This is a genomic window from Pseudobutyrivibrio ruminis DSM 9787 (assembly GCF_900218035.1).
In the GTDB taxonomy this organism is placed as follows: domain Bacteria; phylum Bacillota; class Clostridia; order Lachnospirales; family Lachnospiraceae; genus Pseudobutyrivibrio; species Pseudobutyrivibrio ruminis.
Genome location: NZ_OBMR01000005.1, coordinates 1 through 13,886, shown reverse-complemented (window position 1 = coordinate 13,886; position 13,886 = coordinate 1). Strand labels below are relative to the sequence as shown.

Below are 13,886 nucleotides of genomic sequence, written 5' to 3'. Positions count from 1 at the left end.
ATGGACAGAAATAAAAAGATCATTCAAACCAGTTTGATTGGTATTGTTGCCAATTGCTTTTTGGCAGGATTTAAAGCGTTTGTTGGTCTTGTTACAGGATCAATTGCAATTGTCCTTGACGCAGTAAACAACTTAAGTGATGCCTTATCATCAGTAATTACCATTGTCGGTACAAGAATTGCAAATAAGGCACCAGATAAAAAGCATCCACTGGGACACGGTAGAGTTGAATATATCACTGCTGCCATCATTGCAATTATCGTTTCATATGCCGGCATAACATCACTTATCGAATCAATTAAGAAAATAATTGAGCCACAGTATCCAGAATACAACACAGCAAGCCTTATTATTGTGGCTGTTGCTGTAGTTGTAAAGATTGTACTTGGAACATACGTTAAAAAAGTTGGGGAGAGTGTTAATTCAGGTTCACTTATCGCATCTGGTGAGGATGCAAAGCTGGATTCGGTTATCTCTGCAACAACACTTGTAGCTGCAATCATTTTTATTGTATTTGGTATAAGTCTTGAGGCTTGGCTTGGTGCCATCATCTCAGTTATCATCATCAAATCAGGCTACGATATGATTTCAGAAACAATCTCACAGATTCTTGGAGAGCGTGTTGAAATGCAGCTTTCTCATGATGTGAAGAGAGCTGTTGTCAGCTTTGATGAAGTTCTAGGGGCATATGATCTTAGCTTACACAATTATGGACCAAACCGTTACGTTGGTTCGATACATATAGAGGTTGATGAGGATATGGGAATGGCTCATCTTGATCAGCTTCAAAGACAAATCTTTCATAAGGTATATCAGGAGACAGGTGTTGGCCTTGAAGGAATCGGCATCTACTGCAAAAACAAAAAGGATTCTCCAGCTGATATACTTAGAAAAGAGCTTTCAAAGTTTGTGAAGACATTCGATTATGTTAAGCAGATTCATGGATTCTACTATGATGAAGCTAATCAGAGTGTCAACTTTGATGTGGTTATCAGATTCGATGACCCAAATAGAAAAAAGACTTTTGAAAGTATTAATAATGCACTTAAGGAAAAATATCCACAATATACATTTAATCTTAACTTGGACATCGACTTAAGTGATTAATTTAGTTTTAGGAGGAATTATGGATTATAAAGCACGTTACAATGAATGGCTTGAAAAGCTTTCAGATACAGATCCATTAAAATCAGAGCTTCAGGGAATCGCTGGAGATGAAAAGGAAATAGAGGATAGATTCTACCAGGATCTTTCTTTTGGTACAGCTGGACTTCGTGGTAAGGTTGGCGCAGGTACTAATAGAATGAACTTCTTTACTGTTGGTAAGGCTACACAGGGTGTTGCTGATTTTATCATTTCAAAGGGTAAAGAAGCCTGCGAAAAGGGTGTTGTTATTGCACACGACCCACGTCATTTTTCAAAGGAGTTTTCTCAGCTTGCAGCTGGTATTTTTGCAGCAAATGGAATCAAGGTTTATGTATTCCCAGATCTTAGACCTACACCAGAGCTTGCATTTATGATTAGACGTCTTGGTACAGTTTCAGGTATCAACATCACAGCTAGCCACAACCCTAGAGAATACAACGGTTACAAGGCATATTGGGATGATGGATGTCAGGTTTCATCTGAAATTGCAGATGGTATGACAGAGTGCATCAATGCTGTAGATATTTGGACAGGCATCAAGAAATCAGATTTTGAGCAGGGTGTTAAGGATGGCAAAATCATCGTTTTAGGTGCTGAATATGACAGAGAGTACCTTGATAAGATTGAAGCTTTAGCTATTCATGAAGGTGATGAGCTTGATCTTTCTATTCCTCTTGTTTACACACCACTTAACGGATGTGGATCAATTCCATTCAGACAGATGCTTAACGATAGAGGCTTCTCAAACTGGACAATCGTCCCAGAGCAGGAGAACCCAGATCCTAACTTTACAACAGTTGGATATCCAAACCCAGAGGATCCAAAGGCATTCAAGCTTTCTGAGGAGTATGGACGCAAGTTTGGTGCAGAGCTTCTTATGGCTACTGATCCTGATGCAGATAGATTTGCTATTGAGATTCGTGATAGCGAGGGCAACTATGTACCTCTTAACGGTAACCAGACAGGATACCTTCTTGTAAATTATGTTCTTGAGGGACACAAGGATGCCGGCACACTTCCAGCAAAGGGAGCTATGGTTAAGTCTATCGTTACATCAACACTTTCTACTATCATGGCAAAGGCTTATGGCGTAGAAATGTTTGAAACACTTACAGGTTTCAAGAACATTTGCGGAAAGATTCCATATCTTCACGAGAATGGATACAAATATCTCTTTGGTTATGAGGAGTCTGTTGGATACGCTATCTGCGAAGATATTCGCGATAAGGATGGTATCTCAGCTGGTATGATGGTTGCAGAGGCAGCTGCATACTATCGCAAGCAGGGCAAGACTCTTTGGGATGTTCTTCAGGAAATCTACGCTAAGTATGGTTACTTCGCAGAGGATGAACCAAACATCATCCTTGAGGGAATTCCTGGTGCACAGCGTATTCAGCGTATGATGAAGTGGTTCCGCGAGAACCTTCCTACAGAAGTAGCTGGTTCAAAGGTTGAAAAGGTTATTGATTACATCAATGGATACGAGGATATCCCACCACAGAATGCAATCCGCCTTTTCTTAGACAATGGCTCATGGTTTGCAATTCGCCCATCAGGCACAGAACCAAAGATTAAGTTCTACTTCTATTCAAACCAGGATAGTAGAGAGAACGCACTTAAAGTAAACGGACAAATCAAGGACGAAATCTTCGCTCTTATTAATTCCGTAGAATAACAGCAATTACATAAGGATTTATAAAGGGAGCTTGGCTTTATGGCTAAGTTCCTTTTTTGTTTGCGGCCTGTTTAAAATGTAGGCTAGCCTAAGGTTTTGGTTTCAACCTGCTGGCTACAGTTTATCTGGGAAGCCAGTAGTATCAATAGCAAGCCCTTCGGGTGCTTCGCACTATTGACACTCCAGCCTTCCACAGATAAAGGGTAGTCAAGCAGGTTTGAAACTAGGACTGTGGCGAAGCCACCAGCGTTAGGGGAGGGGAAGGACACGAAAAATTGGCGATGGGATGAATCTTCGTGTCGGGTTTTAAGTGAAAAGACACGAAGATACTGGGAAAACAGAAATCTACGTGTCTGTAAAAGTGCTCATAGACACGAAGACATAGAGAAAGTTGAAATCTTCGTGTCTATGAGAGAGTGAAAAAAACACGAAGATTGAGCAAATGTTTTAATTTACGTGTCAGAAGAAGAGATTTTCGACACGAAGAATAAGAGAATTGTAGAATTTACGTGTTTGAGAGGCAAACTGGCGACACGAAGAAATCAGGATATCTCAAATCTTCGTGTCCGAAGGAAGTATAGCAGACACGCGGAAATGAAAAAAACACGAATTTGCGTGTCTCATGGAAGCGTAAAAAGCACGCGAAAAAGAGAAAACGGTGAAATGGCGTGTCTCTTGGAAGGGCAAAAAGCATGCGAAAATTGAAAAAGAGTGAACCCGCGTGTCTCATAGGCGAAGAAAAAGCACGCCCAAATAAAGAAATAGAAAAACGGCGTGTTTGAGCAGCCAGAAATTGACACGCGGAATTGAAGGTATGGTCAAAGCGCGTGTCTGAGACCTACAAAACAGACACGCCGAATTAAAGATTTGGAAAGCCCGCGTGTCCTCCCGACTCCCTTAGCACTGGTGGCTTCGCCACAGTCCCAGTTTCAAACCTGCTTGACTAACATTTATCTGCCAAAAGTTATGAAGTCAAGGGAGCGAAGCTCCAAAGGCTTGCCCTTGACTGACATAACTTGGCAGATATTATGTGTCTAGCAGGTTGAAACAAAGTGCATTTTATACAGCATCCTTACACTACTTTTCGCTATTGCGTCACACTTATGTGATACTATTAAATTGCTAGCCACCATTTTGTGTTATAGGCGGAGGTATTTTCATGAGTTTTGTAGAGTTTAAGAATGTTGGAAAAATATATAAGACTGGAGAGGTGAAGATAGAGGCTCTCCACGATGTTAATTTTGAAATAGAAGAAGGAGAGTTCTGCATTATTGTAGGGGCTTCCGGCGCAGGTAAGACTACGATTTTGAATATCCTGGGAGGAATGGACACTCTTACATCGGGAGGTGTTTATCTGGCTGATAGGGACGTGTCTGGCTATTCTCCTAGGGAACTGACTAGCTATCGTAGATATGATGTGGGATTTGTTTTTCAGTTCTACAACCTGGTTGGAAATCTTACAGCTAAGGAAAATGTGGAGTTGGCTGCTCAGATTTGTAGTGATCCAATTCCAGCAGAGGAAATTCTGACTCAGGTAGGGCTTGCTGATAGAATGAATAACTTCCCAGCTCAGCTTTCCGGTGGTGAACAACAGCGAGTTGCAATAGCTCGTGCCCTTGCAAAGAATCCTAAGCTACTGCTTTGTGACGAACCAACTGGTGCCTTGGATGATGCTACAGGTAGAGCGGTTCTAAAGCTTTTGCAGGATACTTGCAAGAAGAAGGGCAAAACAGTTGTGGTAATTACTCATAATCATGCTCTCACGGGAATGGCGGATAGAGTTATTTCTGTTAAATCAGGCACGGTTGTGGACATTACTTTGAATGAGCATCCTAAGAGTGTGGATGAGATAGTTTACTAGTGGTTATTTTGTTTTGGAGAAGATAAATGCTAGCAAAATCAAGTTTTAGAGAAATAAAAGAGACCATAGGTCGATATATCGCTCTTGTTCTTATCATTGCCCTTGGTGTTGGATTCTTTTCGGGACTGAAGGTAACGGATCCTGCTATGCGTCAGGCTATGCAACAGTACTTTAAGGATACCAGCTTTTATGACTATAGATTGATATCAACATTGGGATTTGAAGAGGAAGATGTAGAGTATGTGGCAGAGAATGTCAGTGCAAGGGACGTAGAAGGTTCCGTTTCCTTTGATGTGTTGGCTGACTATGCAGATTCATCACATGCCATTAAAGCTATTAGCATTCCAACTAACGTAAATACCATAGTATTGGAGTCAGGCAGATTGCCAGAGAGCGATGATGAGTGTCTTGTAGATTCATATTTGTTTGATGAATCCACTATCGGAAATACAATAAAAATATCCAGCAATAATGAAAAAGAGGATAGAGAAAACTTTAAATACAGCCAGTACACAATTGTTGGTACAGTAAAATCACCACTATATATCCAGTATGAACGAGGTGGCACTACTCTTGGAAGTGGTGTGTTGGATGGCTTCATTTACATTAATAAAGGTGGATTTGATGTAGAGTATTACACCGATATTTATGTGAAGCTTGATAGCGACTTGGAAATCTATTCTGATGAATATAAGGACCTTATTGATGAAAAAGAGGATGAGGTCCAGGCTGCTTTGGATGAGGCTGCTGATAATAGATATGATCGAATAATAGCAGATGCGTATAATGAGCTGAATGATGCTAAGGAAGAGTTTGAAACCAGCAAAGCAGATGGGGCAACAGAATTGGCTGATGCCAAAGAAGAGCTTGATAGCGCAAAGAAGCAATTAGATTCGGCGAAAGCTCAGATAGAAGAATATGAGGCTCAGGAAAGTCAGCTGAAAGCGATGCTTGATATGCTGCTTCTTGATCCAAACCAGCAGGCAGCTGCAGGAGAGCTTAGCGTACAGCTTTATACACTTCAGGTGGGGCTTGAAACAGCAAAGACGGAGTATGCAAATGGACTTGCAGAATATAATGATGGACTTGCAGAATACGAAGAGGGGCTGGAGGAATACAATACAAAGATTGCTGATGCTGAGGCTGAGATAGCAGATGCAGAAGCTGAAATCGAAGATATTGAGGAAGCAAATACATATCTTTTAATGCGAGACAGCAATGTGGGATATGTTTGTTTTGAAAGTGATTCTACAATTGTAGGAGCTATAGCTAACGTATTTCCGGTTTTCTTCTTCTTGGTTGCGGCGCTTGTATTCATGACCACCATGAACAGAATGGTTGAGGACCAGCGAACCCAAATTGGTGTTTTAAAGGCTTTAGGATATAGCAACGGAAGCATCATGGGGAAGTTTGTATTTTATTCTGGTTCAGCTGCATTTATAGGTACTGCATTAGGCTTTATAGCTGGAACTATTGCGTTCCCAAAGGCCATTTGGTTTGCCTACAAGATGATGTACAACACATCAGAAATAACATATTACTATAGTCCTACCATGCTTTTAATTAGCTTTGTAGTGGCTTTTGTATGCTCTGTTGGAGTTACCTTTATTTCCTGCAGATACGAAATGGGAGAAATGGCTGCATCACTTATGCGTCCAAAGGCTCCAAAGGCAGGCAAGCGTATATTCTTAGAGTATTTGCCATGGTTCTGGAACAGGCTTAAGTTTTTAAAGAAGGTTAGCCTTCGAAACATTTTCCGTTACAAAGGAAGACTTTTTATGATGGTTCTTGGAATTGGCGGATGTACAGCTCTACTTGTGGCAGGATTTGGTATTTACGATTCTATTGCAGACATTGCTGTAAATCAGTTTACAAATATATCTAAGTACGATATGGATATCACCCTAAAAGACGGTGCTAAAGATACAGTTGCTCCTCTTGAAAATATGGGATATACGGTAGATGATTATTTACTTTATTATCACACTTCGGTAGATTTGAAGGCTGGAAAGCATACCAAGAATGTTTATTTAAATGTATATGATAATGATGCGAATATTGACTACTTCTATGATATGCATGATGGCTCAGATGAGCATATCGTATTTGCAGATTTAAAAGATGATGAAATCATTGTCAATAAAGGCTTAAGCGAGCGTTATGGAATTAAAATTGGAGATAAAGTAACCATATCATCCGATTCTATGAACGCTACCACTTTCAAGGTGGCAGCCATAAATGAAAACTTCATATACAACTATGTATATTTGACAACAAGCGGATATGAAACAAACATCGGCACACTTCCAGAAAAGAAGAATGTGTACTTGAACATCAAAGAGGATGAGGATGCCCACTCAGTTGGAGCTGAGCTTATGAATAATAAGAGCATTTCTGTGGTTTCCGCTACTATTGATACCTTGGATCGAGTAGACAGTATGATGAAGAGCTTGAACATCATAGTTTATCTTGTAATAGGAAGTGCTATGGCTCTTGCAGCAGTTGTTGTTTACAATTTGACTAACATTAACATTGCGGAGCGTGTAAGAGAAATTGCCACAGTAAAGGTGCTTGGCTTTTATAAGGAAGAGACAAGTGCATATGTATTTAGAGAAAATATACTCCTGGCGATAATGGGAGCAGCAGTGGGACTTGTTTTAGGTAAGTTTCTCCATGCTTTTGTTATGAGTGAGATAGTTGTTGATCTGATTACCTTTGATGTTAGAGTCACTGCATTTAGTTACATATTGGCCTTTGTTCTAACGGTATTATTTACATTTATTATTAATCTTTTAATGGGCAAAAAGCTTGATGAAATAAGCATGACAGAATCTCTGAAAGCCGTAGAGTAATTTACAGAAATTACTAGCATTTAATGCTTTACTGTGCTACAGTATGTGTAACTGTTTGGTACTAGCTGAATAGTTAAACAAAAATATAGTTAGAGAGGAATAATCATGGGAATCAATTACGTTAGCACAAGAGATGCATCAAAGCAGCAGATTACAGCTTCACAGGCTATTTTAAAGGGTTTGGCTGATGATGGAGGCTTATATGTACCTACATCCATTCCAGCTCTAGATGTTTCACTTGAGAAGCTTTCTGAAATGACATATCAGGAGGTTGCTTATGAAGTGTTGAAGCTTTTCCTTACAGATTTTACAGAGGACGAGCTTAAGCATTGTATAAATAGCGCTTATGATAGCAAATTCGATACAGAGGAAATTGCACCACTTGTTTATGCTGATGGAGCATACTATTTGGAGCTTTTCCATGGTTCAACAATTGCATTTAAAGATATGGCACTTTCAATCTTGCCACATCTTATGATTACTTCCGCTCGTAAAAATAATATCAAGAACGATATCGTAATTCTTACAGCTACATCTGGTGATACAGGAAAGGCAGCTCTTGCAGGCTTTGCGGATGTAGAGGGCACTAGAATCGTTGTATTCTATCCAAAGAATGGTGTATCAGCAATCCAGGAACGCCAGATGGTTACTCAGAAGGGTGCTAACACTCATGTTGTTGGTATCAAGGGTAACTTCGATCAGGCTCAGACAGGTGTTAAGCAGATGTTCAACGACAAGGCTCTTGAGAAAGAGCTTGATGCAGCAGGCTTCCAGTTCTCATCTGCAAACTCAATCAACATTGGCCGTTTGGTTCCACAGATTGCTTACTATGTATACGCATACGCAAAACTTCTTTCAGAGGGAAAGGTACAGTCAGGTGAGACAATCAATGTAGTTGTTCCTACTGGAAACTTTGGAAATATCCTTGCTGCATATTATGCAAAGAACATGGGACTTCCTATTGATAAGCTTGTTTGCGCATCAAATGAAAACAAGGTCCTTTACGATTTCTTCACTACAGGAGAATACGACAAAAACAGAGAGTTCATTCTTACAAACTCTCCATCAATGGATATCCTTATCTCTAGCAACCTTGAGAGATTAATCTATCACATTGCTGGCGATGATGCTGAAAAGAATTCTGAACTTATGGAGTCTCTTAAGACAACTGGTAAATACGAGATTACTTCAGATATGAAGGCTAAGCTTGAAAGCTTCTATGGAAACTACGCTTCAGAAGAAGAGACAGGTGAGACCATCAAGAATCTTTATGACAAGACAGGCTATATCATTGATACACACACTGGTGTTGCATCATGTGTATATAACAAATTCAAGGCTGACACACAGGATGACAAGGTTACAGTCATTGCTTCAACAGCCAGCCCATTCAAGTTTACACGTGCTGTCATGGGTGCAATCGACTCAGCATATGAAAGCGAGGAAGATTTTGTACTCGTAGACAAGCTTTCAGAGCTTGGAAAGGTTGCAGTACCTAATGCCATCGAAGAGATTCGCTCAGCAGAGGTTCGTCACGACACCGTCGTAGAAGTAGCGGACATGTGTGCAGAGGTAAAACGTTTCCTCGGAATCTAATAATCGTAAAAAGCCGTAAAAAGAGCCAACCCATTTGCAGGTTGGCTTTTATTATGTGTTTAAGTGAGCTGGTAGGTATAAAGCTCTGAGTGTTGCTTCAGGAGACGTTCTAGTCGACGGAAGTAATATCTCAGGCTTGAGACCGTAACCAGCGGGCTACGGGTAGCTCTCTTAGACTAAAAGCATATGATAAGGTGTATGGTTCCAAATGGGTAGGCGACTGGAAAGTCTACGCATTTGTTGGCTCCGTAGAGTACACCGTCGGCGGTGATTTCTGGTGGAGCAAGTGATATGTCTTTTGATAAGGCGTTGGAAATGTTTACTATGAAGAGTCCATTGTGGAGGTTGAGGAAGTCCTCAAGGGCTGCAACAACGTACTCATCGAAGTCTCCAAAGTCTTCTTTTGCGTAGCGGGAAGCAAATGCAATGGCTGTTTCCCTGTCGCAATCAATATGTGTAAGAAACTCTCTGTCACTGGATATTTTCTGTGAAACACCAAATGTGACAGGAAATTCATCAAGTACCATAGGAGTGAGAGGAGAAAAGTCCTCTCCAACAAATCTAATTAAGCTGTTGAACATTAGCTCCAAATACATAACGTTTTCTTCACTTACAGGCATTTCTGCAAGAACAAAGAAATTGGAAATGATGGCGTGAACAGCTTCTTCATTTTCAACATCTAGACTTAAATCATATATTTCAGTTTCATTTTTATAATCGAAAAGAATACGCTCTAACTCTTCGTAAGAAAAAATTCCATCTTCAACAAGATTTTGGCCAAGTAAAATAAAATCAGGAGTCTGTCTTGTAAGTAAATCATTTACCTGATCATCTGTAAGATATCCTCTATTAACAGCTATTTCACCAAAGCGTCTGTCTTCACGAGTTTGCACATATAAGCATTCATCCACTTCTTTTGCGGTCATGAAACCCTCGTGAATGGCAATTGTACCAAGCTTTATATGTGTTTGTGAAAGACGAGACATTGCATTGAAAAGCTGCTCTTGATTTACAATTCCTTTTTGAAGCAAATAATTACCCAAGAATTGTGTGTACATAGACTATTTTCCTCCAAGTCGAAGCTCGATTATCTCTTTAATCTGATTGTTTTCAAAAGGCTTCTGAATAAAGTCCTTTGCGCCGAGCTGAATTGCTTTTTTGAGCTGGTCCTGAGTACCAACGGAAGATACGATAATGATGATTGCATCATTGTCGAATTCTCTGATTTCAGATAGAGCAGTATTGCCATCTTTTTCTGGCATTACGATGTCCATAAAAACTAAATCAGGTTTTTCTGATTTGTACAAATTTACAGCCTCTGCTCCGTTTTTCCCCTCAATAAAAGTAGCACCTGTGCTGACTTCTTTAACTGCATCCATGAGTTGTTTTCTAGCAAGGACTGAATCATCGCATATTAAAATCTTTTTGCCTGTAATATCCATATGTCTTATCCCTCCTGCACAGTATAGAATAATAATACAATAAGAATAGGTTTTATTCAAATGGATTTATCTGATATTTTTGTTAATTTTCAAGGAATTGAGGGAAAACTTTTGAAGATAATAAATGGCCTGTTTGTTATAGAAAACAGAATAAATAATCTATATAATAATAGGCGAGAATAATTTATTGGAGGATTAAAAATGGATATTGGTTTTATGAAAATATTTGACATTGCTGTTGGGGTTTTGGGCGTATATCTTGTGTTCGTTAGTATCAAAAGCCTTAAAGCTGGAATCGTTGATCCGATGATGATCACAGCAGAGGAGCTTGCAAAGTGTGCGGATATCAAGGGGCTTTCAAAGTATTTGATGCCAAAGTCAGCTATTTTTGGAGCACTTTGTATTGTGTTTGGAATTCAGGGATTGCTTAATGACACTGGTTACGTAAAGTTTCCTCATGCAGTAAATGTAGGATTTCTCATTGCTTTTGTTGTAGTATGGTGTGTTTTCTCATACTTTATCCGTAAAGCAAAGAAGACATATATTCAGTAAAAAATTCTAATATCGTCACTTAGAATTCACATTTAGGGGGGATTATATAATAATCTAAGCTGGGTTAGCTATAGGAGGTCAGTATGAAAAAGATTTTGGTGGTAGATGACGAAGAAAAGATTCGTTCGCTTATCCGTAAGTACGGTGAGTTTGAAGGATACGAAATAGCAGAGGCATGCGATGGAATGGATGCCATAGAAAAGGTCAAGGCAAATAGCGATTATGATGTTATCATCATGGATGTTATGATGCCTGAGCTTGATGGATTCTCAGCTTGCAGTGAAATCAAAAAGATAAAGGATATTCCAGTTATCATGCTTTCAGCAAGAGGCGAGGAATATGATAGAATCCACGGTTTTGAAGCAGGTGTTGATGATTATGTTGTAAAGCCATTCTCACCAAAGGAACTTATGATGCGTGTGAATGTTGTTACAAGCCGAAGCAAGTCTGATGAAGGTGCGGTAGATATCTTCCGTTACGAAGGCCTGGAAATCAACTTTACTGCCAGAACAGTTTCTATTGATGGTGAGCGTGTAGATATGTCGCCAAAGGAATATGAGCTTCTGTTTTATCTGGTTCGTAATAAAAACATAGCACTTGAACGTGAGCGTCTTATTACAGAAGTTTGGGGTTATGACTACTATGGTGATGACCGCACACTGGACACACACATAAAGCTACTTAGAAACAGTCTAGGTGAGTATCGTCGCCTGCTTGTTACACTTAGAGGAGTAGGTTACAGATTCGAGGCTTAATTGTGGAGGACTCATTGAAAAAAAGTCAAATTAGTATTAAATGGAAAACCTTTTGTATATTCTTGATTTTTGCCATAGTACTTTTAGGAGTACTATGGTTTTTTCAGATTGTCTATCTGAATGATTTCTACAAAATGATAAAGCAAAAGGAAACAGAAAATGTTCTTGATAAGGTAGAGGTGCTTCTTCATGAATCTGATGATCCTGCATCTGAAATTGACCAGCTTGCAGCAAGCTACAACCTGGGTGTATTTATTACAGATTCAGAGGGCAACTCTCTTTATAATGCGGAATATATTTCAAATTCCCAGATGTCTTCATTGCCACATTTTATGTTCAGTCTCTTTTACGATGAGGCTGTTGCTAATGGTGGCGAGGCTGTTATTGAGTTTAAAGGTAGCGAAATGCAGCGAAGCATCAGGGAAAACCTTAATCAAGGAACGGGCATGGAACTGCCAGAGGGTGTAGATGGAGAATCTGAAGCTACACCGGAATCTGACGGGGAACAGCCTGAAAATATCCTGGAAAATGCTCCAGATAGTGCGGATGAAACAGCAGAGGAACAATCTGGTCAGGGCGAGGGAAAAATCGAATACACAATCCCTCAGGAAAAAGAAATGATGCAGGAGCAGTTCAGACAAAACATTGGTAATGAAATGGCTGAGTCTGTTATCTATGTTCGCATAATCGAAGTGGATGGGCAGGAAGAAGTTGTCATGATTAACTCAGTGTTAACACCTGTCGACGCTACAGTTACTACACTTAAAGCACAGCTTCGAATTATCACTGTTATCATTATCATAATTGCTTTCATTCTTGCAGCAGCTACAGCAAAGAGCACATCTCGCTCTATCATCAAGCTAAATGACAGTGCCAAGAAGCTTGCAGCAGGAGACTACAGTGTAAAATTCAATGCCAACGATTACATGGAGGTAGCCGAGCTTTCTAATACTCTGAATTATGCGGCTACAGAATTGGGAAAGGCCGACAGCCTTCAAAAGGAGCTTATCGCCAACGTATCCCACGATCTTAGAACTCCTCTTACTATGATAAAAGGATACGCTGAGGTTATGAGAGACATCCCTGGCGAGAACACACCAGAGAATGTACAGGTTATCATCGACGAGACAGAGCGCCTAACAGGTCTTGTAAATGACATGCTGGACATTTCAAAACTAAAGGCTGGCACCATTTCTATTCAGCCAGAGGAATACAACTTTACAGAAAGCATTCGTCATGTCCTGGAGCGTTACAACAAGCTTCGCGAAGTAGAGGGCTACACCATAGACTTTGTATATGACGACGAAATCAACGTATATGCAGACGAGCAGAAGATGTACCAGGTTCTTTACAATTTGGTAAACAACGCCATCAACTACACCGGCGAAGACAAAAAGGTCACCGTCATTCAAAAGGTCATCGGCAACACACTTCGCATCGAAGTAGTGGACACTGGCGATGGTGTAAAGCAGGAAGACATCCCATACGTATGGGACCGATACTACAAAGACAAGACAACCCACAAACGAGCCCTTCAAGGCACCGGACTTGGCTTATCCATCGTAAAGAACGTACTGGAACTCCACGGTGCCAAATATGGCGTCTCATCCATCACCGGCCAAGGCGCCACCTTCTGGTTCGAAATCAAAATCGACCCCTTCGCCGAAGAGGAGTAGGGGCCACCATCCACAGGTGCATCGTAAATAAAGTACAGGCCACCGGGCTGGGGGACGGCTTACAACTCCCCGCCAGTACGTCACAGATTTTGGATTATCTAAATGTGTAGTCGCCCATATTTATTAGTAGGTGTTCTTACAAAGTTTTACAATTCTATCGGTAAGGTATGGGTGGAGACGGACAAACACTACACTTAGTAATCATCAGTCTTAAGCTAGCTTTGTATTTATTACTATTTGCTTTGGAGTGAACTTAGAAAAATAAAAAGAGATATTTGATATGAATTGGCAGCTGCCGCTAGGACGGCGGCAGCAGTGGTCACTTGAAACA

Annotated in this window: 10 protein-coding genes; 8 read left to right on the top strand and 2 right to left on the bottom strand. The window is 40.2% G+C overall.

Annotated features, from left to right (window positions below; genetic code table 11):
* The 5 genes from CRN97_RS05085 (at nucleotide 1) to thrC (ending at nucleotide 9,130) form a co-directional block, all read left to right on the top strand.
* Nucleotides 1-1,107, top strand: coding sequence for a cation diffusion facilitator family transporter (locus CRN97_RS05085; protein WP_097076094.1), 1,107 nt, complete (start codon nucleotides 1-3; stop codon nucleotides 1,105-1,107).
* Between the two features lie 19 nt (nucleotides 1,108-1,126).
* Nucleotides 1,127-2,821: a phospho-sugar mutase gene (locus CRN97_RS05080; RefSeq protein WP_097076093.1), complete on the top strand. Its 1,695-nt coding sequence runs from the start codon at nucleotides 1,127-1,129 to the stop codon at nucleotides 2,819-2,821.
* 1,159 nt (nucleotides 2,822-3,980) lie between these two features.
* A complete protein-coding gene (locus tag CRN97_RS05075; RefSeq protein WP_074788792.1) occupies nucleotides 3,981-4,682 on the top strand; it encodes an ABC transporter ATP-binding protein in 702 nt (233 codons plus the stop codon).
* 26 nt (nucleotides 4,683-4,708) lie between these two features.
* Complete coding sequence (locus CRN97_RS05070; protein WP_097076092.1) at nucleotides 4,709-7,534, top strand: ABC transporter permease; 2,826 nt, start codon at nucleotides 4,709-4,711, stop codon at nucleotides 7,532-7,534.
* A gap of 105 nt (nucleotides 7,535-7,639) precedes the next feature.
* Nucleotides 7,640-9,130 carry a threonine synthase gene (gene thrC, locus CRN97_RS05065; RefSeq protein ID WP_074788794.1) on the top strand — a complete coding sequence of 497 codons (1,491 nt, stop codon included), beginning with the start codon at nucleotides 7,640-7,642 and terminating at the stop codon, nucleotides 9,128-9,130.
* A gap of 176 nt (nucleotides 9,131-9,306) precedes the next feature.
* Here the strand turns inward: thrC and CRN97_RS05060 are convergent, their stop codons facing one another.
* Both CRN97_RS05060 and CRN97_RS05055 read right to left on the bottom strand, forming a co-directional pair.
* The gene (locus CRN97_RS05060) at nucleotides 9,307-10,188 is read right to left on the bottom strand and encodes a chemotaxis protein CheX (protein ID WP_074788795.1); all 882 of its coding nucleotides are present in this window, start codon (nucleotides 10,186-10,188) and stop codon (nucleotides 9,307-9,309) included.
* A 3-nt stretch (nucleotides 10,189-10,191) separates the two neighbouring features.
* A complete protein-coding gene (locus tag CRN97_RS05055) occupies nucleotides 10,192-10,572 on the bottom strand; it encodes a response regulator (protein ID WP_074788796.1) in 381 nt (126 codons plus the stop codon).
* A 201-nt stretch (nucleotides 10,573-10,773) separates the two neighbouring features.
* On the opposite strand from CRN97_RS05055, the gene CRN97_RS05050 reads away from it, so the two are divergent.
* The 3 genes from CRN97_RS05050 to CRN97_RS05040 all read left to right on the top strand — a co-directional run bounded on the left by CRN97_RS05050 (nucleotide 10,774) and on the right by CRN97_RS05040 (nucleotide 13,555).
* Nucleotides 10,774-11,124 (top strand): hypothetical protein, encoded by a 351-nt coding sequence (locus CRN97_RS05050; RefSeq protein WP_074788797.1) that lies wholly within the window; start codon nucleotides 10,774-10,776, stop codon nucleotides 11,122-11,124.
* Nucleotides 11,125-11,207: 83 nt separating this feature from the next.
* The gene (locus CRN97_RS05045; RefSeq protein ID WP_074788798.1) at nucleotides 11,208-11,879 is read left to right on the top strand and encodes a response regulator transcription factor; all 672 of its coding nucleotides are present in this window, start codon (nucleotides 11,208-11,210) and stop codon (nucleotides 11,877-11,879) included.
* Nucleotides 11,880-11,893: 14 nt separating this feature from the next.
* Entirely contained in the window at nucleotides 11,894-13,555 is a 1,662-nt protein-coding gene (locus CRN97_RS05040; protein WP_074788799.1) for a sensor histidine kinase, read from the top strand.
* Nucleotides 13,556-13,886: the final 331 nt, after the last annotated feature.